The organism is Asaia spathodeae NBRC 105894 (assembly GCF_025994195.1).
GTDB classification, from domain to species: domain Bacteria; phylum Pseudomonadota; class Alphaproteobacteria; order Acetobacterales; family Acetobacteraceae; genus Asaia; species Asaia siamensis.
Genome location: NZ_BAPY01000074.1, coordinates 142,615 through 167,876, shown reverse-complemented (window position 1 = coordinate 167,876; position 25,262 = coordinate 142,615). Strand labels below are relative to the sequence as shown.

25 protein-coding genes are annotated in these 25,262 nt (G+C 60.1%); 13 read left to right on the top strand and 12 right to left on the bottom strand.

Going from position 1 to position 25,262, the window contains the following annotated elements; all coding sequences use genetic code 11:
* Nucleotides 1-437 precede the first annotated feature (437 nt).
* The 4 genes from AA105894_RS15890 (at nt 438) to spt (ending at nt 5,002) form a co-directional block, all read left to right on the top strand.
* Complete coding sequence (locus tag AA105894_RS15890; protein ID WP_267312594.1) at nt 438-1,568, top strand: CDP-glycerol glycerophosphotransferase family protein; 1,131 nt, start codon at nt 438-440, stop codon at nt 1,566-1,568.
* 81 nt (nt 1,569-1,649) lie between these two features.
* Complete coding sequence (locus tag AA105894_RS15885; protein WP_267312585.1) at nt 1,650-3,383, top strand: fatty acyl-AMP ligase; 1,734 nt, start codon at nt 1,650-1,652, stop codon at nt 3,381-3,383.
* A 171-nt stretch (nt 3,384-3,554) separates the two neighbouring features.
* Nucleotides 3,555-3,812 carry an acyl carrier protein gene (locus AA105894_RS15880; protein WP_267312584.1) on the top strand — a complete coding sequence of 86 codons (258 nt, stop codon included), beginning with the start codon at nt 3,555-3,557 and terminating at the stop codon, nt 3,810-3,812.
* Complete coding sequence (spt, locus tag AA105894_RS15875; protein WP_267312583.1) at nt 3,809-5,002, top strand: serine palmitoyltransferase; 1,194 nt, start codon at nt 3,809-3,811, stop codon at nt 5,000-5,002. Before AA105894_RS15880 ends, spt begins: the two co-directional genes overlap by 4 nt.
* A 69-nt stretch (nt 5,003-5,071) precedes the next feature.
* Here spt and AA105894_RS15870 read toward each other — a convergent pair whose 3' ends face one another.
* Nucleotides 5,072-6,016 carry a hypothetical protein gene (locus AA105894_RS15870; protein ID WP_267312582.1) on the bottom strand — a complete coding sequence of 315 codons (945 nt, stop codon included), beginning with the start codon at nt 6,014-6,016 and terminating at the stop codon, nt 5,072-5,074.
* On the bottom strand, nt 6,009-6,968 hold the full coding sequence (locus AA105894_RS15865; RefSeq protein ID WP_267312581.1) for a diacylglycerol/lipid kinase family protein: 960 nt from the start codon (nt 6,966-6,968) through the stop codon (nt 6,009-6,011). Before AA105894_RS15865 ends, AA105894_RS15870 begins: the two co-directional genes overlap by 8 nt.
* Before the next feature lie 167 nt (nt 6,969-7,135).
* On the opposite strand from AA105894_RS15865, the gene AA105894_RS15860 reads away from it, so the two are divergent.
* The 6 genes from AA105894_RS15860 to AA105894_RS15835 all read left to right on the top strand — a co-directional run bounded on the left by AA105894_RS15860 (nt 7,136) and on the right by AA105894_RS15835 (nt 12,968).
* Nucleotides 7,136-8,038, top strand: a complete 903-nt coding sequence (locus tag AA105894_RS15860) for a metallophosphoesterase family protein (protein WP_267312580.1) — start codon at nt 7,136-7,138, stop codon at nt 8,036-8,038.
* Nucleotides 8,038-9,228 (top strand): LptF/LptG family permease, encoded by a 1,191-nt coding sequence (locus tag AA105894_RS15855; protein WP_267312579.1) that lies wholly within the window; start codon nt 8,038-8,040, stop codon nt 9,226-9,228. Before AA105894_RS15860 ends, AA105894_RS15855 begins: the two co-directional genes overlap by 1 nt.
* A complete protein-coding gene (locus tag AA105894_RS15850) occupies nt 9,225-10,319 on the top strand; it encodes an LptF/LptG family permease (RefSeq protein WP_267312578.1) in 1,095 nt (364 codons plus the stop codon). The genes AA105894_RS15855 and AA105894_RS15850 overlap by 4 nt, the downstream gene beginning before the upstream one ends.
* 104 nt (nt 10,320-10,423) lie before the next feature.
* Nucleotides 10,424-11,143, top strand: coding sequence for a sterol desaturase family protein (locus AA105894_RS15845; protein ID WP_267312593.1), 720 nt, complete (start codon nt 10,424-10,426; stop codon nt 11,141-11,143).
* Complete coding sequence (locus tag AA105894_RS15840; RefSeq protein WP_267312577.1) at nt 11,140-11,898, top strand: nucleotidyltransferase family protein; 759 nt, start codon at nt 11,140-11,142, stop codon at nt 11,896-11,898. The genes AA105894_RS15845 and AA105894_RS15840 overlap by 4 nt, the downstream gene beginning before the upstream one ends.
* Nucleotides 11,895-12,968 carry a glycosyltransferase gene (locus AA105894_RS15835; RefSeq protein ID WP_267312576.1) on the top strand — a complete coding sequence of 358 codons (1,074 nt, stop codon included), beginning with the start codon at nt 11,895-11,897 and terminating at the stop codon, nt 12,966-12,968. The genes AA105894_RS15840 and AA105894_RS15835 overlap by 4 nt, the downstream gene beginning before the upstream one ends.
* Here AA105894_RS15835 and AA105894_RS15830 read toward each other — a convergent pair.
* A complete protein-coding gene (locus AA105894_RS15830) occupies nt 12,942-13,268 on the bottom strand; it encodes a hypothetical protein (RefSeq protein WP_188425889.1) in 327 nt (108 codons plus the stop codon). The two genes, AA105894_RS15835 and AA105894_RS15830, sit on opposite strands and share 27 nt — an antisense overlap.
* Nucleotides 13,269-13,357: 89 nt before the next feature.
* On the opposite strand from AA105894_RS15830, the gene AA105894_RS15825 reads away from it, so the two are divergent.
* From AA105894_RS15825 to AA105894_RS15815, 3 genes are all read left to right on the top strand, one after another.
* A complete protein-coding gene (locus AA105894_RS15825; protein ID WP_267312575.1) occupies nt 13,358-13,870 on the top strand; it encodes an MmcB family DNA repair protein in 513 nt (170 codons plus the stop codon).
* An 11-nt stretch (nt 13,871-13,881) separates the two neighbouring features.
* The gene (locus tag AA105894_RS15820) at nt 13,882-14,676 is read left to right on the top strand and encodes an inositol monophosphatase family protein (protein ID WP_267312574.1); all 795 of its coding nucleotides are present in this window, start codon (nt 13,882-13,884) and stop codon (nt 14,674-14,676) included.
* Between the two features lie 104 nt (nt 14,677-14,780).
* Nucleotides 14,781-15,635, top strand: a complete 855-nt coding sequence (locus AA105894_RS15815; RefSeq protein WP_267312573.1) for a lipid-binding SYLF domain-containing protein — start codon at nt 14,781-14,783, stop codon at nt 15,633-15,635.
* A 52-nt stretch (nt 15,636-15,687) separates the two neighbouring features.
* Here AA105894_RS15815 and mltG read toward each other — a convergent pair whose 3' ends face one another.
* The 9 genes from mltG to AA105894_RS15770 form a co-directional block, all read right to left on the bottom strand.
* A complete protein-coding gene (gene mltG / locus AA105894_RS15810) occupies nt 15,688-16,695 on the bottom strand; it encodes an endolytic transglycosylase MltG (RefSeq protein WP_267312572.1) in 1,008 nt (335 codons plus the stop codon).
* Between the two features lie 30 nt (nt 16,696-16,725).
* Nucleotides 16,726-17,988 carry a beta-ketoacyl-ACP synthase II gene (fabF, locus tag AA105894_RS15805; protein WP_371869840.1) on the bottom strand — a complete coding sequence of 421 codons (1,263 nt, stop codon included), beginning with the start codon at nt 17,986-17,988 and terminating at the stop codon, nt 16,726-16,728.
* Between the two features lie 168 nt (nt 17,989-18,156).
* Nucleotides 18,157-18,396, bottom strand: coding sequence for an acyl carrier protein (locus AA105894_RS15800; protein WP_023978090.1), 240 nt, complete (start codon nt 18,394-18,396; stop codon nt 18,157-18,159).
* Nucleotides 18,397-18,636: 240 nt separating this feature from the next.
* Nucleotides 18,637-19,377, bottom strand: coding sequence for a 3-oxoacyl-[acyl-carrier-protein] reductase (gene fabG, locus AA105894_RS15795; RefSeq protein ID WP_188425894.1), 741 nt, complete (start codon nt 19,375-19,377; stop codon nt 18,637-18,639).
* Nucleotides 19,378-19,396: 19 nt separating this feature from the next.
* Entirely contained in the window at nt 19,397-20,368 is a 972-nt protein-coding gene (gene fabD / locus AA105894_RS15790; RefSeq protein ID WP_267312571.1) for an ACP S-malonyltransferase, read from the bottom strand.
* A gap of 74 nt (nt 20,369-20,442) precedes the next feature.
* A complete protein-coding gene (locus AA105894_RS15785; RefSeq protein WP_267312570.1) occupies nt 20,443-21,186 on the bottom strand; it encodes a hypothetical protein in 744 nt (247 codons plus the stop codon).
* Nucleotides 21,187-21,203: 17 nt separating this feature from the next.
* Nucleotides 21,204-22,082, bottom strand: a complete 879-nt coding sequence (locus AA105894_RS15780; RefSeq protein WP_267312569.1) for a class I SAM-dependent methyltransferase — start codon at nt 22,080-22,082, stop codon at nt 21,204-21,206.
* Between the two features lie 237 nt (nt 22,083-22,319).
* Complete coding sequence (locus AA105894_RS15775; protein WP_267312568.1) at nt 22,320-23,039, bottom strand: glycine betaine ABC transporter substrate-binding protein; 720 nt, start codon at nt 23,037-23,039, stop codon at nt 22,320-22,322.
* Nucleotides 23,040-23,183: 144 nt separating this feature from the next.
* Entirely contained in the window at nt 23,184-25,088 is a 1,905-nt protein-coding gene (locus AA105894_RS15770) for a sensor histidine kinase (RefSeq protein WP_267312567.1), read from the bottom strand.
* Nucleotides 25,089-25,262: the final 174 nt, after the last annotated feature.

Below are 25,262 nucleotides of genomic sequence, written 5' to 3'. Positions count from 1 at the left end.
GGGCTTTTAGACCCCACACCCACACCCGTCAATCACAAAATTTCAAAAAAATGAAAAAATCCGCCTCACACCCGTCTCTGCAAAGATGCGTCATAAATTGTGTGTTGTGCGGCGATGCGTCGCTCTCCTTATAGAAGGCCATGACAGCGCGATGCGTTATCCCGCCCTTCGAAACCCCCAGCTTGCCAATGAAGCTGATCGCGATAATGGCTCCGGGTTTCCAACGATTGCGAAAAATTAAGCTCTGCCAGCATCACGTTTATAATACCTTGCCTTGTAACTTGCTGGGGAAAGCACAAAAAACAGCCCCAGGACGATACCGGATGCATGATTGTCCAAGTGAAGGCGGCATCAGGCGATTGTCACAGATCGAGGCACAGGATTTGAGGATACTTTCGATGACCATGCAGCGTATCGGTAATTGACCCTCAACCATGATGAAGATCGCATTTCCCTATATCGCGCAGCCTCACCAGACGCTGCACTCCTTGCCCATCGCCATGGAAATCGCCTCGCGGCACGCCGATACAGAAGTGCACGTCGCCTGCACGACGGAAGCCCATCTGGATTATGCGAAGACACTCAGTGCACTTTACCCTCAGGCACGGGCGCGTTTCGATCTCCTGAAAATGCCCGAGATGCTCAGACGTCGTATCGAGCAATCCGGACCAGGTGTTCTGGGCAAGATGGCCAGCCTGTTTTTCAACCGTGAGTATTTTTCGCGTTTCGAGGCGATTGTGGTGCCGGAGCGTACCTCGCTCTATTTGCGCCGGATGGGCATTCGCAAACCCCGGCTGATCTGGACGCGTCATGGTGCGGGAGATCGAGCCATCGGTTTTGCGCGCGACGTCAAGGAATTCGATTTCGTGCTGCTCTCAGGCAAGAAGATCGAAGAGCGGCTTCTCTCGCAGGGCGCGATCAGCCCCGGGCGCTATTATCGCGGTTCCTATGCAAAATTCGATATCGTGAGAAAAATGGCGCGCGCGCGCCCTGCCCTCTTCGACAACGGCAAGCCGATCGTTCTCTACAATCCGCATTTCTCGTCAAAGCTGTCTTCGTGGCCGCTTATGGGCGAGCAGATCCTTCAGTATTTTGCCAATCAGGACAAATACAATCTGATATTTGCCCCCCATTATCGCCTGTTCGACAAACACAGGCAGGAAGGCGAGCAACTCGTCGCCCGGTTTGCCCATCATGATCATCTTCTTATCGATCCCGGCAGCCCGCGCAGTATCGACATGACCTACACCATGGCGGCAGATCTCTATCTGGGCGATGTGAGTTCGCAGGTTGCAGAGTTTCTTGTCCGCCCGCGACCTTGCGTCTTTCTCAATGCACACCACGTTCCGTGGCAGTCAGACAGGAATTATCACTTCTGGAATCTCGGCCAGGTGCTCGACAGTGCGGACGGGCTTTCTCTGGCTCTCGACGCTGCGGTAACAAAGCATGACGATTTTCTTGAGGCGCAGCGCCAATATATACTAGAGACCTTCGAATTCACCGATGACGGCCCGACTGCCCCCGGAGCGGCAGACGCCATCGTCGATTATCTACGTAGCGCAGCCTAACCCATTACGCAGGGACGTGGCCGGGGTTTCTCCGGATTTCGCGGTCCATGACAGATTGAAAAGCAGAGCAGACCTATCAACATGACGCCTAACCAAACGCCCGTCCCCACTGCATCGAACCAGAAGCGCCGTCACGGTGACTTCCCGACGTTCAGCGCTGCCCTGGACTACGCGGCGCAGGGAACGGCGGGCTTCAATATCTATAATGGTCGAGGTCAGCTTCTCGAGGCGCTGCCTTACAAGCTTCTGCGCGAGCAGTCGCTTGAGACAGCACGGCGTCTGCTCGGTGCTGGCCTCTCGGTCGGTGACCGTGTCGCCATCGTTGCCGAAAGCGACGGCGATTTCGCTCGCATCTTCTTTGGCTGTCAATATGCCGGGCTCGTACCCGCGCCATTGCCCCTGCCAATCGCGTTCGGTGGCCGGGAAGCCTATATTTCCACGCTGCGTGGCATGGTCTCGGCTTCGGGCGCCCGCGCTGTTGTCGTGCCGGAACTGATCGGATCATGGACAGCAGATATCGTTGCCGGACTCGATCTCGCTTTCGGCGGTTCGCCTGCCGAGTTGCTGGCCCTTGCCCCATCCGACCAGCCCCTCCCGTCGATTGGCGCTGAAGACCTCTCTTATCTTCAATTCTCATCAGGCAGCACGCGCTTTCCGATGGGGGTTGCCGTCACTCAATCGGCAGGCATGGCCAATGCTCGGGCAATCGCGCGTGACGGCCTCAAGGTCAGAGAGACCGGGGATCGTTGCGTCTCCTGGCTGCCGCTCTATCACGATATGGGGCTCGTCGGGTTCTTCCTGACGCCCATGACCTGTCAGCTGACGGTAGATCTTCTTCCGACGCGCGAATTCGCCCGACGCCCGCATGTGTGGCTCGATCTGATCAGCCGTAATCGCGGCACGATCGCCTATAGCCCTTCATTCGGTTACGAACTCTGCGCGCGTCGCCCTGTTTCGGGTGACCTCGACCTATCCTGCTGGCGCATCGCCGGGATCGGCGGCGACATGATCCGCCACCATATCCTCGAGACCTTTGCCGAGCGCTTTGCCGCCTATGGTTTTGATGGCCGCGCCTTTGTAGCGAGCTACGGAATGGCGGAAGCCACGCTCGCGATCAGCTTTGCTCCGCTTGATACAGGCATCGTTACCGATACAATCGACCTGCGCAAGCTTGAGACCGACGGTGTTGCGATCGCCTCGAATGATCCCTCTCATGCGCTGCGCACCTTCGTCCTTTGCGGCGTCGCTCTTCCGGAGCATGACGTGCAGGTGCGCAATGCCGATGGTGCCCTTATGCCCGAGCGCCATGTGGGCCTGGTCTATGTTCGTGGCCCCAGCCTGATGCGCGGCTATTTCGGCCGTAGCGCCGAGACTGACGAGGTGCTGGACAGCAAGGGCTGGCTGAATACGGGCGATCTTGGTTACATGCTTGACGGTCAGGTGGTCATCACCGGGCGCGCCAAGGACCTCATCATCATCAACGGACGCAATATCTGGCCGCAGGATCTCGAATGGTCTGCCGAGCATGAAATTGCCTCGCTGCGCTCACGTGACGTCGCCGTATTTGCTGTCGAAGGCAGCGAGGGTGAGCGCGTTGTAGCGCTGGTGCAGTGCCGCGCCACGAATGACGATGATCGCGCAAAACTGCGCGAGGAGACCATGGGTCTGTTCCGTCGTCAGCATGGTATCGACGTCGATGTCATTCTGGTGCCGCCGCATACCTTGCCGCAGACATCGTCAGGCAAGCTGACACGCGCCCGGGCCAAAGCAATGCTTCTGGCAGGTCAGTTCGAAACCAGCCAGACCGCCGCCTGATGCTCGCGGGAGGGACGGCCGTGACGAACTGCTTCCTCCCCTGTTTTCCCGACAGCCCCGCATGAGAAGCTGCCGAAGGGTCGCCCTCTGGCCATAAGGCCCAGGCTGTCGCATAAGACCCACCATCACGGGGCGCCTGACGCCCCAATGCCTCTACTCGGAGACCTTGAAATGGCCGATACGGTCGCCTCCATCGCCTCGATGATCATCGACAAATTGCTTGCCAATCCGAAAGTCCCCCGCGACATCACCGGTGAAAGCAAGATTGTGGAAGATCTCGCTTTCGACTCACTCGCCGTCATGAATTTCGTGATGGAGATTGAAGACGAACTCGATGTCTCCGTACCTCTCGACAAACTGGCCGACATCCGCACGATCAACGATCTTGCAGCCTGTCTCGCATCTCTCAAAGCCGGTAGCGCCTCGTGACCGATATCTTCGCCAAATATACAGGCCTCAAGGCGGCGGCAGCCGGACTGACGGCGCATTCGCCCCGCAATCCGTTCGGGGTGGTGATCGATCATCCGGTTTCGGCCACGGTCGGTCTGATCGAGGGGCGTGAAACCCTTCTTTTCGGCACCAACAACTATCTCGGCCTCAGCCAGTCGACAGCCGCCGCCGAGGCAGCCATCGAGACCGTACGCCGCGAAGGTGTTGGCACAACGGGCTCGCGCATCGCCAACGGCACCTACGCGCTTCATCGCAAGCTTGAAACCCGTCTGGCTGAAGTCCTCCGCCGTCGTCACTGCATGATCTTCTCAACGGGGTATCAGGCCAATCTCGGAGCAATTTCCGCCCTGGCCGGCAAGGATGACGTGCTCCTGCTCGATGCAGACAGCCATGCCAGCATCTATGACGCAAGCCGTCTTGGCTATGCTCAGGTCATCCGCTTTCGCCACAATGACCCGGCCGATCTTGATCGTCGCCTCTCCCGGTTGAAGGATCATCAGGGTGCCAAGCTGATCGTCGTTGAAGGCATCTATTCAATGACCGGCAATGTCGCGCCGATGCGGGAATTTGCCGAGGTCAAGAAGAAGCATGGCGCTTATCTCCTTGCCGATGAGGCGCATTCCTTTGGCGTTCTGGGCGAGAACGGCCGCGGTCTGGCCGAGCGCGACGGATGTGAGGACGATGTCGATTTCGTCGTCGGCACGTTCTCCAAAAGCCTCGGTACGGTTGGTGGATATTGCGCCTCCAACCTTGATGGCCTCGAGCTGATCCGCCTCTGCTCACGTCCGTATATGTTCACCGCATCGCTGCCGCCGGAAATCATTGCCGCGACGCTGGCTGCACTTGATGAGATGATCGCACGCCCCGAGCTGCGCACGCAGCTCTACGCCAATGCAAAGCAGCTCAACCACGGTCTGCATGCGCTGGGTCTGAAGACGAGTGCGCATGTCAGCCCGGTTGTGGCCGTCACGCTCGACAATGTCGAGCAGGCTCTTGTTTTCTGGAATCGCCTGCTAGAACTCGGCGTTTACGTCAATCTGTCGCTCCCGCCTGCAACACCTGACGAACACCCGCTGCTGCGCTGCTCTGTCATGGCAGTGCACACGCCGGAAGAAATCGACCGTGCTCTGGGCATTTTCGCCCAGGTGAAGAAGGACGTTCTGGGGTAATCACCCGGTCAGCGACCACAGAAAAGGCGAGAGGTTCTCCGAACCCTCGCCTTTTTTAATGCCTGTTTCTTAGCCCTGCATCCCGCTGAGAAAGATCTTGCGAGCTCGCCAGAGCAGTCTCGGCAGACAGATCAATGGATGACGCGCCTCAAAGGGAGAGAGCTTCAAAACGAAGCCACTATGGCGTTCGATTTTCCAGGCAAGATAGGCGGCCCCATTTTTGAAGGTGAAGGCTGCCTTGATAAGCCGGGCAACGTTGCGCCACCGCCCCTTGTGAGCCATGCGTTCCCATCGACGCCCTGCCCGTAGGCGCTGGGCTTTTGACAGCCTCGGGGCCACACAGCCGCCCGTCTCATCAAAAGCAAGGCCTGCACTTTGCCATGCCGGGCGGGTGAGCGCGGCGTAACGCGCGTCTTGACCCTGCATGATCACGGAACCTCGTGCCGATTTCTCGACACGTAGCTCGGCGCGATAGGTACGCCTAAAAAGTGCCTCCCACCATTTTTCGGGGGGATGCGCTCCCTCTTCCAGACGTGCCGTCCAGCCAGCCGCTGTCGTCACGCAGGAGCGGATGATCGCGAGAAGGGTATCCGCAGCTTCAGGGTTTCTCACCCAGACGAGGCGTACCGGCTGGCAGAACCGTGCCCATAGCGTTGTATCGGTCGAGCGCGGAGACGCCCCTGCACGAAGCTGCTGTACGGTCAGAACGGCAATTTTCGCCCGTAGAACCTGCCCGTCGATTTCATGCTCGGCATAAAAGACATTGGGGGGCAACAGATGATTGGCCAGCATCGCTGCGGGCGACGCCGGCCAGTCGGACAGACGCTCGAGCACGATATAAAAATCGAAAAGCCCTTCGGGGTCGAATTGTCTCAGACCGGAGCCGTAGAAAAGCACACCAAGTGGTCGGGCAATGCCGAGAATCTGCGTGACCAGCGTATGCAGACGCGGGTCGACCGGTGTCGTCAGTTCACCGATCAGGATCTGATCAAGCGCAGAGTCAGCCTCAGTCATGCACAAAACCGAATTCCGGCCCTTCGGAAAGCACAATGCGATGGCTGGCGCCCGGCGAGAAGCGTTCACCGTCCAGCACGAAATCGCCCTGACAGGTCAGGACGAGCTCACTCGCCTTGCCGCTCGTATAATCGGGACTCTCACGCAGCCAGGCCGGCGCACGACCACGGAGAAGTGCCCAGGTTGCCTGCAGCAGCTTTTTGGGATGATCGGCAACGCGCAGGAAATGCAGGTCGCCGGTTCTCACCTTGCCTGTGTTCCAGAATGGCCAGATACCGAGATTGAGCTTCTGCAACGCTGTGGAGAGAAAAAGAAAACTCTGCCCGTCGACCAGCGGCGTGCCATCCACCTCAAGGGTAAGGGGATCTCCCGCCAGCCAGGTCTCGCGCTGTCGTCGCCAGAGCAGGCTGGCGAAAGCACCTATCAGAGTCGCAGCTACCGCAAGATTATGTGGCGCGTAGCGCAGCACATGCGGCGAATGGGCTATGGCAATCGCGCGTGCGTAACCCGAGCTGCCCTGAAACATGCCAAGACGCGTCTCATGCTCACCCTCAGGCCAGGAAATCTTGAGAGGACGGCGGGTCTTGCGTGGCAGAACCGCACTGTTTCGATACAGAAGCTTGAGTGCCTCGATACCGCGTGTGGAAAAACCGATATCCTGGGCAATCAGATTGGTGTTGCCTGAAGGAAAGATCGCGATATCGGGCAGCGCATCCTCGGGATAGATACGCGCAATGGCGGTCATGACATCGCTGACCGTACCATCGCCGCCGTTGATGGCGACCAGAGGGACATTGCGCCGGGCGAGTTCCGTCACCATCTCCTGCATCTCGTCATGAGAAGAAGGCACGAGAAACCCGTCACCAAGAAGGTCACTCGCCTGGCGCGCGAATTTTCTGCCATCCCGACGGTTCTTGCGACTACGCGGGTTATGGATCAGGGCTAGGCGCACGGCAGTATCATTTATGTTACGGTAATCCCTTCAGCCCGACGGAACATCGGGGGTCCGCCTTGCGCGGCGCCATAGCATGACTTAGGCAGCGGGACCAGAAACCGATTGGTCATTTTTAACTTTTGCCGTTACCGGCCTTTGACCTGTCGTTAGGAAGAGAAAGGTTGATGACCCTGACCGAAACCCCCTCTGTGGTTCTGGCGCATCTTTCCGACGTGCATCTTCCACCCCCTGCTTCCCTGCCCTCATGGCGCCATTTCACCAACAAGCGGGCCCTCAGCGTCGCCTCATGGAAGCGCCATCGCGTCCATCATCACCTGCCCGCGCTTTCGGATGCTGTTCGCGACGATATGCATGCCGCCCAGCCTGATCTGATCCTCAATACCGGCGACCTGACGAATTTCGGCCTGCGGGAAGAATTTTCGAATGCCGCCTCCTGGCTTGGGACCATGGCGGCCCCCTGCCTCGTGGTGCCGGGCAATCATGACGCCATGGTGCGCGAACCGTGGCACGACACCTCAGCCAAATGGGCAGACTGGACGGAAAATACGGCCGAGGGCGCCTTTCCCTATCTGCGCGAGGAAGGCGATCTCGCCATTATCGGTGTGAACAGCGCCATACCGACCCCGCCCTTCATGGCCTGCGGGCGTGTCGGCGCAGCGCAACGCACGCGTCTGGCCGAAATTCTGGATACGACACGAGACAAATGCCGCGTGGTCATGATTCATCACCCCCCACGCGCCGGACTTGTCCCATGGCGAAAATCCCTGCTCGATCTCAAGTCAGTCGCTGCCATTATCGCGCAACACGGTGCCGCCATGGTGCTGCATGGCCATTCGCATGACGCCACACTCTCGACGATTCCAGGCACATCCATTCCGCTCATCGGCGTGCCATCGGCCTCTTTGCAATCATCCAGACCCTGGCGCCATAGTGGCTGGAACCGGATCGCAATTGCGCGCAAAAGCGCCGGATGGGAGATCGACCTGACGACACGTCAATTCACTCAGGCAGAGGGGTGGCGGTGCAGCCGTCATCGCAACTGGCTCATTCGGGATGGGCAAGGCTGATGCGTCTTCCCCATTTTCCGACGCTGGACCGCTATCTCCTGGCCCAGCTTCTTCCGCCCTTCGTTGTCTCGCTGGCTGCCGTTCTGGCGGCCCTTCTGCTGGAACGCCTGCTCGTCCTGTTCGACGATCTCGCCGCAGAGGGGAGCTCACTGGCCACTTTCGTCTCGCTGCTGACCGACCTGCTGCCGCATTATCTTGGCCTGGCGCTGCCCGCGGCTCTTTGCGTCAGCGTTTTCCTGATCATCCGGCGAATGAGCGACAATAACGAGATCGACGCGCTGATGGCGAGTGGCGTCTCGCTGCTTCGTATCGCCCGGCCTTATATGTGGACAGGTGTGGTACTGGGGCTCGGCAGCATCCTGCTCTATGGCTATATCCAACCCGTAGCGCGTTACGATTTCCGATCCGGATTTTACTATGCCGCCCATTCGGGCTGGGCACCTCATCTTCAGGCCGGCATGTTCGCCACGACGTCGAGCGACTCGATGCTCACAGCCGACCGCGTCTCGCGCAACGGGACAGTGCTGCATGAGGTCTTCATCCGACAGCGCGAACCCGATGGCGCGGTCCGGATCATCACTGCGCATCGCGGGCTTATTACTGCCGTCCCCTCTCTCAAGCAGACCCGCCTCGATCTGTGGGATGGGCTGATCGTCTATGATCCGCGCGACGAGAGCAACAAGGCCAATCAGACCCGCTTCGAACACAGCATGCGCACCTTCGATCAGAGCCACGATACAGCGGCGTTCCGCTCCCGCGGGATCGACGAACGCGAACTGACACTGGTGGAACTGGCAACCCGTCTCGAAGCCTCCCATCAATCGGATGCGCCTGCCGGCGACGGCGTCATTACCCGCTCCAGCCTGCGTGCAGAACTCGATTTCCGCTTGGCACGCGCGCTCGCCATTCCCTTCATACCGCCCCTTGCCGTGGCACTGGCCATAGGCGCCAAACGACGTCGCCCGATCATGGGTCTCATCGCGCTTGCGCTCGTGCTGGTGGGCTTCGACCACACATTGCAATTCGGTCACGGCCTGATCGCGACCGGCAGGATGAGGGGTCTTTACGCCATCTGGCTGCCTGAAATTCTTTTCTGCACGATCTGCATGGCGTCCATCTTCAGACGCTCACGCGGGTCATGGCGCCGACGTCAGGCGATCCCCCTCAACAAGGCGAGGCGCCCGGCATGAGCGAGACCCAGGCATCACGCGCGGTGCTGCGCACCCATCTCACACGCTCCTTTCTGAGCCGGACCCTGATTTGCGGGGCAATTCTGGTGTCGATGATGGAAATTCTGGGCCTGCTCGAGATGACCACGCCCATACTCGAGCGTCATCTCGGTGCCATGGGCATGGTGCGCTACGCCCTGCTCAGACTGCCAAGCCTCATTTATCAGACGCTCCCTCTGAGCACGCTGATTGGCGCGCTTTTCCTGCTCATGCAGATGACGCTCAATAGCGAAACAGCAAGCCTGCGTGCCGCCGGGCTCTCGACAAGACGCCTGCTTCTGCTGCTCCTGCCTGCAATCGGGATCATCAGCCTGGTCGGCATCGCGACGCAGGAAGTCATTGCTCCACGCGCCGAGCTGGCTCTTGCCAAATGGTGGAACAGAACCGACCCTCACGCCGCAGGCAGCGGCCACGGATTCTGGTTTCACGCCGCGGGTGACGTCGTGCATATCGACAGCTTCAGCGATGGCGGGCGGCGTATCACAAAGGTTGCTGTCTATCACCGCATCCCTGGCGGCGATCTGGTAGCCGCCGATACAGCGCCGGAGCTGCTCTACGACCCGAAGACCGGATGGCAGGCAGCCCGTGTGCGCAGCCTCGCGCTCAGAAGCAACCGTGTCGACATTGACCAGCGCAGCAACATCACGCTTCTGCCCGCGAGTGTGACGCCCGATACGCTGATCCAGCTTTCGCAGAACTATCCGGTGCTGTCTTTCTGGTCACTCTGGAGCATCCTGCATCGTGGTGGAGCCTCGAGCCTGCCGAAAGCGACCTATCGCATGGCGCTTTTTGCGCCGTTCACTTTGCCGGTCTCGCTCTGCGCGATGCTGTTCCTGGCCTTGCCGGTCATCTATATTCCCCCGCGCACAGGGACGCGCAGCCTGCTGCCGATTGCGGCGCTGGCTGCCGGTTTTGGTTTCATAGTGCTTCAAGGCCTGATACAGGCACTGGGCAATGCGGGAACCCTGCCTGCGTTAATTGCCGTCACGGCGCCTCCCGCCCTGGCATTCCTCCTCGGAGGGGCATGGATAGTGAAGATGGAAGAAAAATGAGCACGTTCAATGGTGAACAGGCCGAAGGCTTCTGGAAAGCCTTCTGGAATGCCCGGAAAAACCAGGGCTCCCTTCGCACCGGCAGAAGCTTCGACCTTGGCAAGATGAGCCTGCCGCAGCTCTGGATGGCCTATCTCACCTACCCGACCATTCTGTTCTATTTCACCCTGATCGCAATCTCGACCGGGGTCGCCCTGGCTCTCGCACCGAAGCTCGGGCCGACCCTGATCACCATCCTGCTGGTGGTGGGGATCTATCCCTTCGCCTGGTACGCCATCCATCGCTTCATTCTTCATGGCCGCTGGCTCTATCGTAACCCGGTCACGGCCTCGCTGTGGAAGCGCGTCCATTTCGACCACCATCAGGACCCGCATCTGCTCGACGTGCTGTTCGGCTCGCCGCTCAATACGCTTCCGACAATTGCGATCATTGTCATGCCTATCGGATGGGGCATCGGCGGGGCCAGCACGGCTTTTGCCGCACTGGCGACAGGCCTGGTCATGACCTGCATCTACGAGTTTTTCCACTGCATCCAGCATCTGGCCTACAAGCCACGCTGGGCATGGGTCAGCAAGATCAAGCAGTTGCATGTGCTGCATCACTTCCATGATGAAGACGGTAATTACGGTATCACCAATTATGCTGCCGATCGCCTTTTCGGCAGCTTCTACAAGGATGCCCGCGCCCGCCCCCGCAGCGCCCATGTCTTCGATCTCGGCTATGATCTCGACGAGGCAAAACGCTACCCCTGGGTCATGAAACGCACAGGGGCACCGCCCAAGCAGCGTCCGGACGGCGCGAGAAGTGGCAGCAGCGCACGGTGAGTCTTCCCGTTCTGGTTCTTGCCGGGTCACGCGACGGCGCGCAGGACCCGCTGGCCCGCCATGGAAACGTTGCCCATAAGGCCCTTCTCCCTGTCGCGGGCCGGCCCATGATCGATCGCGTTCTCAAGACGCTTTCTGCAACGCCGAGCCTCGGCCCTGTCTACGTCAGTATCGAGACACCCGAAGCGCTTGACGCGCTCGACAGGGCGTTTACCTGCGTCCCCACGGCCAAAGGCCCGAGCGGCAGTGTTGCCCTGGCGCTCGACCGTATAGGCGCACCGTTGCTGATCACGACGGCGGATCACCCGCTTCTTCAGCCGGTCTGGATTACCGAGTTTCTTCGCGATGCCGAATCATCAGGCTGTGACCTGGCCGTGGGCGTTGCCTTGCGTCCCGTCATAGAGCGCGACGTAAAGGGAACGAAGCGCACCTATATCCCACTGAGCGACATGAGTTTTTCGGGCTGTAATCTCTTCCTGCTGCGCACCGATCGTGCCCGCGCCGTCATCGTGCTGTGGCAGAAGCTTGAACGCGACCGCAAGCATCCACTCAGAATGGCCCGCACGCTGGGCTTTGGCATCCTGCTGCGGGCATTGTTCAGGCGCCTCGACAGCGCGACACTCACGTCACGGATTCATGCCCTGACCGGTGCCCGCGTCAGTCTCGTGCCCATGGCCCACGGACGGGCGGCGGTCGATGTCGACAAGCCTGAGGACCTCGCTCTGGTGGAAAAGCTGCTGGCTGAAGCGTCATGAAAATTGCCTATGTGATCAACTCGGTTGAAGGCGGTGGTGCCGCCCTTCCCGTGCCCGCCATCACACAGGTCATGCGTGAGAACGGTCATGAAGTGATTGTGCTTGCCCTCACACGCCGCGATGGGCGCGCCATCAAGCCCATGCTGCAGGCCGGACTGACCGTGCATGTGCGCGAGGGCAGCAAGACAGATCATCTGGCAGCCCTGCTCTGGCTCAATCGGGAAATCGGCGAGCAGAAGCCCGATCTGATCTGGACCTCACTGACACGCGCCACCCTTCTCGGACAATTGGTCGGTCTTCGCCGCCGGCTGCCGGTGGTAAGCTGGCAGCATTCTGCCCGCCTCAAGCCCGCCAATGCCAGGCTGCTGCGCCTCATGCGCAGTCTTTCGAAGCTCTGGATTGCCGATTCCACCTGCGTGGAGCAGGAAACAGAGCGCAAGCTTGGTCTGAGCGCCGACAAACTGACCTGCTGGCCGATCTTTCGCGCCAGTGACAGCTTTCCGATCGCCGTCCCCTGGTCTGAGGCCGCACCGATCCGTATCGGCAGTCTCGGGAGACTGCATCCGGTCAAGGGATATGACACGCTGTGCGAAGCGGTGCGTCTTCTTGGCAAAATCGCGAATCTTCCGGAATACGAGTTCCATATCGCCGGCGAAGGCGAGGAACGTGACCGTCTGGCGGCACTGATCGCTCGCGGCAGGCTACCGATCGTTCTCGATGGCTATAACGCCGAACCACGACAGTTTCTCTCGACGTTGCAGATCTACGTCCAGCCCTCGCATTGGGAAGGGCTTTGCCTGGCCGCTCATGAGGCGCTGCTCTGCGGTGTTCCCGTGATCGCGTCAGAGGCAGGAGAACTGCCTCATACGATCACCGAGGCCTGCGGCCGTATCGTGCCGCCCAAAGACCCCGAGGCTCTGGCGCTCGCTTTGGCAGACCTGCTGCGTCAGCCAGAGCGCCTTGCCACAATGGGGCAGATCGGGCGCAACCGCGTTCTTTCACGCTTCGACGCCGCATCTTTCGACCGGCGGGGCGCAGAAATCCTAGCGCGCCTCGAAAGAACTCTCTGAACGGGTCTGGGTCAGGTGGCTCGAGAGACGAAAATCCATCTGCGCAAAAACGACTGACGCTGCCAGAAGCAGAATCCACACCATGCGCGCTGCTGCCTGATGCTCAAGCCAGGCAGCAGCACCGAAAGCGATGACGGCAAGCATGTCGAGCCCGAAATGCAGCCGCTCATCGAGATGACCGCATAGAAACCCGATCAGAAACAGAACAATTCCGAAAATGGCGCAACTCAGCGCCTTTTCCCGACGCATCCAGTCAAGAACAGGCATAACCCGATCGGTTGTGTCGCGTTTGTCAGACAAGAGTTTCTCCAGACAGGTGAAAGCAGGGTGCCTTCGATGAGTAACCACAAGTGAGCGACAGGCAAAGTTACGAAGAGGACAAGCGGAGCATGACCGACGTGACACCCCCGCCTCTGAGCCTGCCGGAAAACCAGTTTGCCATCAGGCGCGCCATGCTCGGTCTGGCCCGGAATCTCAACTGGGCATGTCTGAACGAGTTCTCCCTGCCCGCTGCCGGTCGCCGGGCCGATATCATGGCCCTTGGCGCCGATGGGCAGTTGCACTGCATCGAGATCAAGTCAGGACCACGCGATTTTCTGACAGATCGCAAATGGCCGGAATATCGGGATTGGTGCGACAGACTGTATTTCGCAGTCGATCAGCATTTCCCTCAGGCCCTCATTCCGGACGATGTCGGGCTCTTCGTCGCGCATGTGATGGAAAGCCCCTCAACCATCGTGCCGGAATGTGCCATGATCCGCGAAAGCCCGCTTGCCAAGCTGGCAACGGCCCGCAGAAAGACCCTGATGCAGCTTTTCGGCCATAACGCCGCGCTGCGTCTCATGGCTCTGGAAGACCCTGCCATGACAGCGTCTCTCCGTGCGGCCCGACGTGTCGAATAAGGAGTGTCTGCATGACCGATCAACGTCTCATCGCCCAACGCCTGGAGGTTGCCCGCGCCGTCGTCGCCGATGCCGCCGCCCTGGCTATGGCAATGAGGCCGCCGCCGGGTGGACCGGTCGGCAGCATGAAAGGCGTGCAGGATTATGTCACTGAAGCCGATATGGCAGTCGAGGCCCTTGTCTCGAAACGGATCGAGGCCCTTTTCCCTGAAGATGGCTTTATGGGCGAAGAGGGAGGACGCCAGCGTGAGGGTGGGCTGACCTGGGTTATCGACCCGATCGACGGCACATCGAACTACGCTCGCGGACGCGAGCGCTGGTGCGTCTCACTTGGCCTGATGGATGGCGCAGTGCCAGTTGCGGGTGTGATCAATGCCCCGGCTCTGGGCGAGGTCTATACGGCCCAGCGCGGCGTGGGTGCCTGGCTCAATGGCAGGAAGCTTACCGCCTCCCCCGTCACAGACCCGAAAAATGCCCTGGTGGAAACGGGATGGAGCGCGAAAGTATCGCCGGAAACCTATGCCAGCCATGCGAAGGCGTTTCTGGAGCTCGGTATTGCACCGCGAACCGGCGCCTGTGGCGCTCTGGCTCTTGCTGACGTCGCCTCGGGTCGCTGTGACGGCTATCTCGAAATCGCCATCAATCTCTGGGATGTTGCCGCCGCCCTCGTCATGATCGAGGAAAGTGGCGCGCGCGTCTCACCGTTCCTGCAGGATGGCGGGCTGACCGGATGCATTTCCATTCTCGCAGCAGCACCGGGTGTCGCCGAACCGATCGCTGCGGCTGCCGGAATGCGCCTTCTCTGACATCCGGTCCGGTTGCCTGATGACAACCATTCTCACGCCATAATTTCCCGTCAGGGCTGGCAGTTCCTGCCCCCTGACGGTTCACGATACGAGGCCCTTCATCCATGGTTTCTCTCTCCCGCCGACTCGTCGCTTCCACGGTCTTGCTGGCAGCAGGTCTGACGGCTGTGCCTGCCATGGCGACGCCAAAACAACAGGCTCTGGTCGACCGTGCGACGCTCGCGGTTCAGGATATCTTCCAGGGCACCACACCAAATTCGCGCGCCCAGCGTTATCTGGCCAAGGCGCGCGCCGTCATGGTGTGCCCCTCGGTCTTTCGTATGTCGATCGTTTTCGGCGGTGCGGGTGGCGGCTGCCTTCTGCTGTCACGCGATGCCCGCGGCTCGTGGTCGGACCCGGCTTTCTATACGCTGAGCTCTGCCTCAATGGGACTTCAGCTCGGGGTTGAAAGCTCTGAGCTGATGTTTTTCGTCATGTCCGATCGTGGTCTTCAGGCCCTGCTCGACAGCCAGTTCAAGTTCAGCGCCGGGGCTTCTGCTTCATTCGCCAATATGGGAAGCGGTATCGAAAGCGGCTCTGCCGGTGCCTCGAACACCGATATTCTCGCGCTTCAGAAATCATCCGGACTTTTTGCCGGCGCCTCGCTCGGCGGTTCCAAGCTGACTATCGACAGCGCCTCCAATCGCGCCTTCTACAATCAGCCCGTCGGCCCGGAAGATATCGTTATCTCGATGCGCGTGAACAATACCGGCGCTGACCCGCTGCGACGCGTCCTGATGCAGGTCGTGCAGCAGCAAAGCGCAACACCGACACAGCCAGCCATCACGGGTGCTGCAACCTCCGCCTCGGGCGGAACGGTAGGCAATAGCCCCTATCCGGCGAATTACGACAGCAGCAAATCATTCACCAGCCAGTCGCATGGCGCCGTGAAAAGCGAAACACTCTCGGCACCGAAGTAAAACGCAAGCACCGGGGCGGATCTCCTATCGCCCCGAGCCTGGCCTGTTGACTTCAGGGATGACGGGAGGGGGCCTTGCCCTGGCCAGTCTGCCCCGCCCTGAGGGCTCTCAGAGCCTCGATCCGCGTGTTATGCTCATGCAGATCATGTGAAAATCCGTGCTTGCCTGTACCGTCAGCCACGAAATACAGCATGTCTCCGGTGGCAGGATGCGCAACCGCATTCAAAGCAGCAAGGCCAGGGGAACAGATAGGGCCTGGCGGCAGGGCCGCAATTTCATAGGTGTTATGCGGGCCTGCCACATGCAGATCATCATGGGTTACGGGATGATCCAGCACACCAAGCCCCTCGCTCAGATCGTAGATCGCTGTCGGGTCAGATTGCAGCTTCATGCCAAGCGCCAGACGATTGAGAAAGACGCGTGCCACTTGCGGCCGCTCGGCGTCGTCACCTGTTTCCCGCTCGACAATCGAAGCCAGAATCAGCAGATCCCTCGGCGTCTTCAAGGTGGGGTCAGGCTCCCTGCCAGCCCAGACGCGGGCGAGAGTTTGCGTCATGAGCGTTTCGAGACGATGCACGATCTGCGCACGCGGCGCACCACGCTCATAGGCAATGGTCTGGGGAAGCAGCGCGCCTTCCTCGATCGCGGGCATGGGACCGGTCAGAAGCGGGTCCTGCACGATCAGCGTCGCAATCTGCCGCGCCGTGCGTCCTTCGGGAATGGTGAGATGATGGCTGACTGGCGTACCGTGACGCAGCACATCGAGAACATCGAGCACAGAGGCGCCCGCAGCAAAATGCAGTTCTGCAGCATGGAGGGCGCCCTGCGATCTGGTCAGTCTGGCTATAAGCCTGAACTGACGTTCAGACAGTGAGCCACCTGGGATGATCCCGGCGGAAGCCAGATCATGGGCGATCATGACGGTGCTGCCGTGAGGCACGACATGATCGACGGGGTTCTGGAGCGGCCCGGGGCGATGTGCGAACTGCCACAGCGCCGCAGCCCCCCCTGCCCCTGAAAGGACAAGAAGCAGGAAAAGGGCAAGAAAGACGCGCTTCATGCCCGCCCCTTCATGATTTCAGGACGTGAATCAGACGCCCTTGACGATCAGGCTGGCATTGGTGCCGCCAAAGCCGAAGCTGTTGGAAAGCGCGATGTTGATCTTGCGCTGCTGTGCTTCATGCGCCACGCGATCAATCACGCTCTCACGCGCTGGATTGTCGAGATTGAGCGTCGGCGGAGCGACATTATCTCGGATCGCCAGCATCGAGAACATGGCTTCGACCGAACCCGCCGCGCCGAGCAGATGGCCCGTGGCAGACTTGGTTGAAGACATGGCGACACGCTTGGCGTCATCACCGAAGAAACGCTCAACCGCATCAAGCTCGAGGTCATCGGCCATGGTCGAGGTACCATGTGCGTTGACGTAATCGATATCGGCCGGGGTGATGCCCGCAGAGCGCAGGGCAGCCTTCATGGCGCGGAAGGCCCCTTCATGACCCTCTGCAGGAGCCGTGATGTGATGCGCATCGCCCGAGAGACCATAACCGATGATCTCGCCATAGATCTTCGCACCACGTGCCTTGGCGTGCTCGTATTCCTCAAGCACGACAATGCCCGAGCCTTCGCCCATGACGAAGCCGTCACGGTCGCGATCCCAGGGGCGCGACGCCTTCTCGGGGGTATCATTGAAGCCGGTGGAGAGCGCACGAGCGGAGGAGAACCCTGCAATGCCCAACGGGCAGACAGCGGCCTCGGCTCCACCTGCAATCATCACATCGGCATCGCCCAGCATGATGAGACGCGTGGCATCGCCAATGGCATGCACACCTGTCGCACAGGCGGTCACGGCCGAGTGGTTCGGCCCCTTGAAGCCATAGCGAATCGACACGTGGCCCGAAATCAGGTTGATCAGGGCGGAGGGAATGAAGAAGGGCGACAGACGACGGGCCTTGCCGCTCGCGACTGTCAGAGAGGCATCATAGATGGTCTGAAGACCACCAATGCCCGAGCCGATCATCACGCCGGTCGCGCAACGATCTTCCTCGGATTCCGGCTTCCAGCCTGAATCCTCGACGGCCTGGATGGCAGCCGCCATGCCGAGATGGATGAAACGATCCATCTTCTTCTGGTCCTTCGTCGGGACCCAGTCCGAAAGCGTCAGGCCGCCTTCTGCGGTCGGGCCTTCAGGCACCTCACCCGCCACATGGGCAGGAAGATCGCTCGGGTCGAAGCAGGTGATGCGGCCAATGCCGGTCTGTCCGGCAATCAGACGCTGCCAGGTCTGGTCCACGCCCACCGCCAGTGGCGTGACAAGCCCCATACCGGTGACGACGACGCGTCTTTCTTTCATTGCCGATAGGTTTGCCATCATGGGCGGACGAAGCTCCAGTCATAAAGGCCAGCTCCCGGCGGGCTGCCATGAGGGAGCGGCTGTAAATCTCGTCGTATGCTCCGGCTCCGCTGAACGGGAGCCGGAGAAAGATCAATGCATCAGGCCGAATGGCCCGATGCAGCCGGATCAGGCGGCCTTCTGCTTTTCGATGTAGTCGATGGCGTCCTTGACGGTCGCGATCTTCTCGGCTGCATCTTCAGGAATTTCGACGCTGAAGGCTTCTTCGAAAGCCATGACCAGCTCGACCGTGTCGAGGCTGTCGGCGCCGAGATCGTCGATGAAGGAAGCGTCAGGGGTTACCTTGCTCTCTTCAACGCCGAGATGCTCAACAACGATTTTCTTAACCTTATCGGCGATTTCGCTCATCTGTTCTGGCTTCCTGTGTGCCCTTATTCGGGCGGTTCGAATCTGTTTTACCATCCGTCTGGTCGCCCAGTCGGTCCCCGTCTTTACTTCAGAGACGGCCTATACTGCCAGTACCCTGAATCGCGGACCGAAGTTCGGACCCCGGCGGGCCTGGACGCCCACGCTTCGGACGAAGCAGCGGGCGCTTAGCATGGTTTACCCTCCCACGCCAAGCTTTGCGTGTCGAAGGCGCTTTTGCCCTCAGGGCATGGCCATCCCGCCATTGACGTTCATGGTCATGCCGGTCACCCAACCTGCCTCTTCAGAGGCGAGATAGACGACGGCTGCAGCAATATCCTCGGGCTTGCCCATGCGACCGAGCGGGATGGAGCCCAGCAGCTTGTCACGCTGTGCATCCGGCAGCACGGCCGTCATGGCAGTCTCGACGAAACCAGGTGCGATCACGTTGACCGTTACGCCGCGCGAGCCGACTTCCTGAGCCAGCGACTTGGTCATACCGATCATGCCGGCTTTGGCTGCGGAATAATTGGCCTGACCGCCATTGCCCGTCACACCGACAATCGAGGCGATATTGATGATGCGCCCGCCGCGACGGCGCAGCATGCCCTTGAGAGCGGCACGGCACAGGCGGAAGGGCGATTCCAGATCAACCGTCATGACCTGCGACCAGTCTTCATCCTTCATGCGAATGATGAGGCCATCGCGCGTGAGCCCGGCATTATTGACGAGAATATCGAGCGGCTTGCCAAGCAGGGCCTCAGCCTTGCCCACGAGCGCATCGGCTTCTTCACCGCTTGAGAGATTGGCGGCGCAGACATGCACGCGCTCGCCAAGGCTCGCTGCCACTTCAGCCAGAGCCGGTTCACGCGTGCCGGAAAGCACGAGCTCGGCACCCTGGGCATGAAGAGCGCGTGCGATGGCAGCGCCCAGACCGCCCGAAGCGCCCGTCACGAGCGCCGTCTTGCCTTGCAGATTGAACATTGTCGTTTTCTCCAGGTTTTCAGAGGTCGCGAAGCAGCGCCTCGATTTCTTCCGGGGTACCCGCATTGCGCGCCGTCATGTCAGGCACGATGCGACGCACCAGGCCTGTCAGCACCTTGCCCGCACCCAGTTCGATCTGTGATGTCACACCCATGGCTGCCATCGCCAGCACGCTTTCGCGCCAGCGCACCGAGCCGGTCACCTGCTGCACCAGCAGATCGGCAATACGGGTTGCGTCCGTATTCTTGCCCGCCGTGACGTTTGTGATGACGGGGATAGCCGGCACCTTGATCTCGGCGCGCTCCAGAGCCTCTGCCATTCTTTCCGCAGCAGGTTGCATCAGCGATGAATGAAAAGGCGCAGAGACCGGCAGCAGCACAGCGCGTTTCACGCCCTTGGTCTTGGCGAGCACAATGGCACGCTCAACGGCTGCAAGACGACCCGAGATTACAATCTGCCCGCCGCCATTATCATTGGCGAGTTCAAGCGTCTCATGAACGACATCGCCACCCTCGCTTTCGAAGCGGGCAGCTTCACGGCAGATTTCCTGGGCCAGATCAGTCTCGACGCCGAGAAGGGCCGCCATGCCGCCCTCACCTGCGGGAACGGCCTCCTGCATGGCCAGACCGCGCAGACGCAGCAGGCGTGCCGTCTGGGCAATGCCCAGCGCGCCCGAAGCCGCCAGAGCGGAATACTCGCCAAGCGAGTGACCAGCCACAACCGTAGCCTTGTCGGAAAGGGCAAAACCGCCTTCGGTTTCGAGCACACGCACCGTCGCAAGCGAGACGGCCATCAAGGCAGGCTGCGCGTTTTCGGTGCGCGTCAGCTCGCTGGTATCACCTGTGAAGATGAGCTTCGACAAATGCTCATCAAGCGCATCATCTACTTCCTGGAATACTTCGCGCGCAGCAGGGAACGCTTCGTAAAGCCCCTGCCCCATTCCGACAGACTGGCTGCCCTGGCCCGGAAACACGAATGCATGCACTGACATCAGTTCTTTCTCACCCTAAGCTTTGAGCAATTCCGGGTGGGTGATGGCGGAGGCCATGCATCGCTGTCAAATTGTTACTTTCGCTCAAGGGCCCCATGCAGCGGAAAAGGCAGATCAAGGACGATGCGGACCAGGGGCTTGCTTGCCTGAAAAACCGCATCGCGCGGATAATCCTGCGGCCGGAAAACAAAGCGATAGGGCGTGGCCCCCTGATTGACGACCAGTGGGTGCGTCGTGCCATTCTCGACCACCTCGAACCGGCTGTTCGGGGCAATCTCGACGGTCAGCTTGTGCGTGTCAGGCAAAAGCAGGGCTATCAGAAAACCGCCCTCATCTTCGATGCATCGGTCAAGCTGGTTCAGCCAGTGCTTCGCCTCGCCCTGAGTAAAGCGCGTCGGGTCTGCAGGCGTGACGGTAAAGAAAAACCCGACGCTCACCGTCTCTCCCGGACGCAGCCTCGCGTAGAGCGGGGGGTTTGCCTCCCATAATCCTGCGTCACGTGGGAAGACGATCTCGTTTCCGGGCGCGGGGATCAGCCTGATCATCTCATCGCCATTGCGCAGCATCAGACCTGAGCCATAGCCGGGACGATCCCCCGGCTGGATCGTCGCCTTGAGATGCAGGGTGAGACCGCTTCTGTCAGCAGCAGGATAGGAATCGAAGCGCCTGAACACACGCTCAAGCCGCTGGTAGCGTTTCGACAGAACCACAAAGGGCTGAGCGGTAACCTCGATTGTCTCGTCAGAGGCATGGTTTCCCGCCTGCGCCTGCGCCCTTGCCACCCCTATGCCTGACACCAAAACGAAGACGGCAGTCAAGAGAACTCTGTTTTTCATCACGCGACCTTCTGCAACACAATGAAGACCTGGGGTAGACGGGCCGGGTCGTCCAAAAACTCGATCACCCTGAACAGATGCCCCCATTTCTGGACAATATACGCGCGCGGGATGATCGCCTCGCCATAATGCGCGCCCGGATGCGGACGCCTGACGGACGAGGCATGCAGGAAGCGCCCGGCATCATAGCGGGCATTGGCACGCGCTTCATCCGTGAAGCTGTCGGCACAGGCCTCATGCCATCCATGCTCAAGCCTTATCCCGGAGGCACGGCGCAAACGCTGCTCGGCACAAAAGGCGATAAACCGCCTGCTCTGTGTCGTGATGACCGCAAGCCCGCCGGGACGCAGAAGACGGTGAAACTCGTTGATCCATAATCCAGCGATGAATTCATCCAGATGGGAGAATACCGAAAACGAGACAATCAGATCGAAGGTACCCGCACCGATCAGGGTCGGCGGCGCCAGTCGGGTATCAAGAAAACACAGCGCCGGGTTGCAACGACGCGCCTCCATCAGAAACCGCGATGTCGAGTCGATTCCGAAAAGATTTTCCGGGCGGATGTCCTTCATGAAGAGACGCAGGATACGCCCCCAGCCACAGCCGAAATCGAGCACTCTCGTTTCCGCAGAGAGCGGCCTGCCGACATAGCGGCAATAAGCCTTGATCTCCCGAAAGAACATGGAGGCCTCGTGAAGCGACACCTCGCCCGAATGACCGTGAATTTCACTCTGAAAAGACGGGTCGGGAAAAGCAGGCATCCTCACGCCCTCGATCTCGGGCAACTGGAGCGAGGCGACAAGGATGTGCAACCACGCCTCGTCGCTGCAATGCCTGAATTTCTCGTAAAGATCTGACGCTTCTGGATAAGAAGACATGCACTGCCTGCAAAAAATACCGGGTGCGCCGTCTATAGTATAGATTGAGAATTTATAGAAATTTTGTTGATTTCAGGTCGTATTTACCTGATGAAAACGACCGGACGGTCTTTCCTGGTCATACAAACTGACAAGGTCAAGGCATGGGACAGAAAACCTGCCCCACATCTCCCTCACCCGTCAGACTACTCCATCGACCCTATTGCCGCTGACGGGCGGCAACAGGGCAGCAATGCCTTATCGCGCCACCAGACGCCCGCGCTGCCATGCCTCGGCTGCCTCTTCAGGGTCCATATTATCGACCTGAATGGCATATTCGAGAGCACTCATCACCTTGTTGCCTAGCGTCATCTCGGACAATTCATCCAGCATGTCCTGATCGGCACAGGCAGCGACAGATTCACGCACAAGCAGCGCCGCTTCCATCTCTTCCGAAAAACGCGGATCGCTGACCGGCTGGAATGCCTCGTCGTGAAAAAGCGCATGGGGTTGCGCCAGAAACACGACAAATTTCCTGCCAGCTTCGCGCGCGCCCTGCACCGTGCCGAAAAGGGCCTCGTCTTCACAAATTGTTGGCGTCAGACCCGACAGGTTCGGCGTCTGGGCCAGAACCTGCTGCAATTTCTCCGCATCAGAGCGGGCAACGAACAGCGCGTCCAGAGAGTCGCCCGACAGTTCGGCCGCTGACGACACAGCCTCATAGCTGCCCCAGCAATAATAGGGTCGATAGATTGTGCCCAGAACGCGCATGCCATGCTGGACCAGATCTGCATCACGCGGCAGCCAGGCCGAGACAAGCAGATCGATCGCGCCTTCATCGAGCAGACCAGGCAGCTCCCCCGGATCGGCATCGACAAACTCGACCTCGGCCTCATGGGCATCGAGAACGCGTGCGACCGCGCTCGCACAGCCAGCGTGCAGGGCGTTACGCAGATAGCCCAGAGAGATCGTGGTCATGGCGTATCCTTCAGCAAACGAATATCAGGCGAATTGCCTGTGTTCGATCACTTCAGGGCAGGAATGGCAAGAGGATAGTCCGGGTTTGACGCTTTTGGCGCCTCTTCCGGCCATCAACCTTTTCATCCCCTGCCCTCATCCCCCTCAATTGCTCTGCGCCTGACGCAGCGGAAGAGTAAAGAGCGCATCGCATCCCGTTTCGGGATAGGCCACGGCTGCCGAGCCCTGATGACCGAACCCGGCCTGAAGCAGCCTTGACCCGAACCCCTTCGATTGAGGGGCGGCGACAGGTGGCCCTCCTTCCTCCCGCCAATGCAGGGAGAGGTTTCGACGCGCCTCTTCGGTCACGACTGACCAGACGAGGCTCACCCGACCCGCCTCGGCGCTGAGTGCCCCATATTTGGCTGCGTTGGTCCCAAGCTCATGCAGCATCAGACCGAGCGTGGTCGCCGTATTGGGTCCGAGCGAGACCGGGGGCCCTGCCAGATGGAAGCGCTCGATTGGTGCGATGCGGGCCAGCACCTCGCGCGCAAGCGTTTCAAGATCACCGCTGCGCCATGCCTGACGCATCAGCAGGTCATGCGCCGACCCCAGGGCCACGAGGCGCTTTTCAAAGGCCTTTACCGCATCGCGATTATCAACCCCGCGCAGGCTCTGATTAGCCAGAGCCTGAACCAGAGCCAGCGTGTTCTTGAGACGGTGGGCAAGCTCCTGATGCATTGTCTGCTGGTGGGCGCGTGCTTCAAGAGACGCCGCCGCAACCTGGGCACGGTCAGAGACGGCCCTCAGAAAGGCAAGCTCCTGATCGGTCCAGTCGCGCGGCGTGCAGCACTGGATATAGAGACAATGCGTCAGATGCCCCTGACTCAGAACCGGCATCAGAAGCTGCGACCTGATCTGGTCTTTGTTGCCATGCTCGGGAACAAGGCAGGGCAGCCAGACATTCTCATGTGCATCGCGCACCGAGAACAACACCCCCTGCTCGAGCATATTGAGGGCAACGCTGTAATCGGACCGGTCGTATGTCCCAGCCGCGCTTGGCAAACCGGCGCTGTGCCAGTCCTGCACGATGCGAAAATGGGTCTCGTCACTGGCCTCGAACAGGGCCCAGCCGGCCCGATCGGCACCGAGCGCATCGGCCAGCGCTGAAGCCGCCGCGTGATAGGCTTCTGCGGGTGTGTCCACCTTGCGCAAGGCATCACCAAGAATGACCATTGCCGAAAGCCGGTTGGTTGCCACCCTGTCTCGCGTGATATCCTCGAGCGTACCGATGAGGCGCCAGGGTGTTCCCCTTTCATCGGCCTCGATCTCTGCCCTGCGCCTTACCCAGCTTCTGGTCTGATCTGTCAGGTTCTCGATCGCAAAATCCGTCTCCGGAAACTGGATCTCGTCGCTGATACCCTCGGCAAAATGCAGCAGATCGGTATCCGGCACCGGCATGCAGTTCTGGAACACTTCTATCGGACATTGCGTGCCGGTCGGCACACCGGTCAGGCGCATCAATTCGGCAGAAAGTGAAATGAGATTGCTCCCGAACCTGATCTCGAACGTGCCGATCCCGGGAAGATCCTCAATCGAGGGCAGCGCCGACGGCGCTTCGCCCCGTCGCGAGCGCCCTCCCCTCGGGGCTGGAGCCGTGACTGGGCTTTCCTCGGGGCTGTCATCATCCGGTCTGGAAAGGACGAGCGCGATCTGCCGCTTCAGGGCGTCCATTCCTTCCCGGAACGAGATGGCATCAGGGTCCAGAAACCCATGTGTCAGGAAACAGAGCGTCCCTGCTTCCTGCTCCCGGACGAGCGGAACAGGGACGCGTATCTGAAACACGTAACGCCAGGGGGCCTGCGCCAGCTCGTTCAGCGGTGGCAGCAATTCCTGAACCAGGGGCTGCTGCGGCGCCTTTAGCGGCACTGAAAGACGTGTAGGAAGCGGGCCATAACTGGCCGCCACGCTCTGCCGACCGCGATCGGGGAGAGTCATGTAGGCGGCAGGGGCCCGCACCAGAGCGGCCGCGACCGTCAACAGGTCGTGGAGATCGTGCTGGCGCCTCATGAGGCGCCAGCCCTGAAGAAGGTGAACGGATCGGTCGTCTCTTCTGTCGGAGACTGTTCCCTCGCCGTTCCTTGAACGTACATGGAGTTTATTGCACCTTTCGGGCCGTTCGCGGCTGCGTCATGGCGACGCAGACCGAAAAACGGCATCAGGGATATTTAACGAACAACGCGA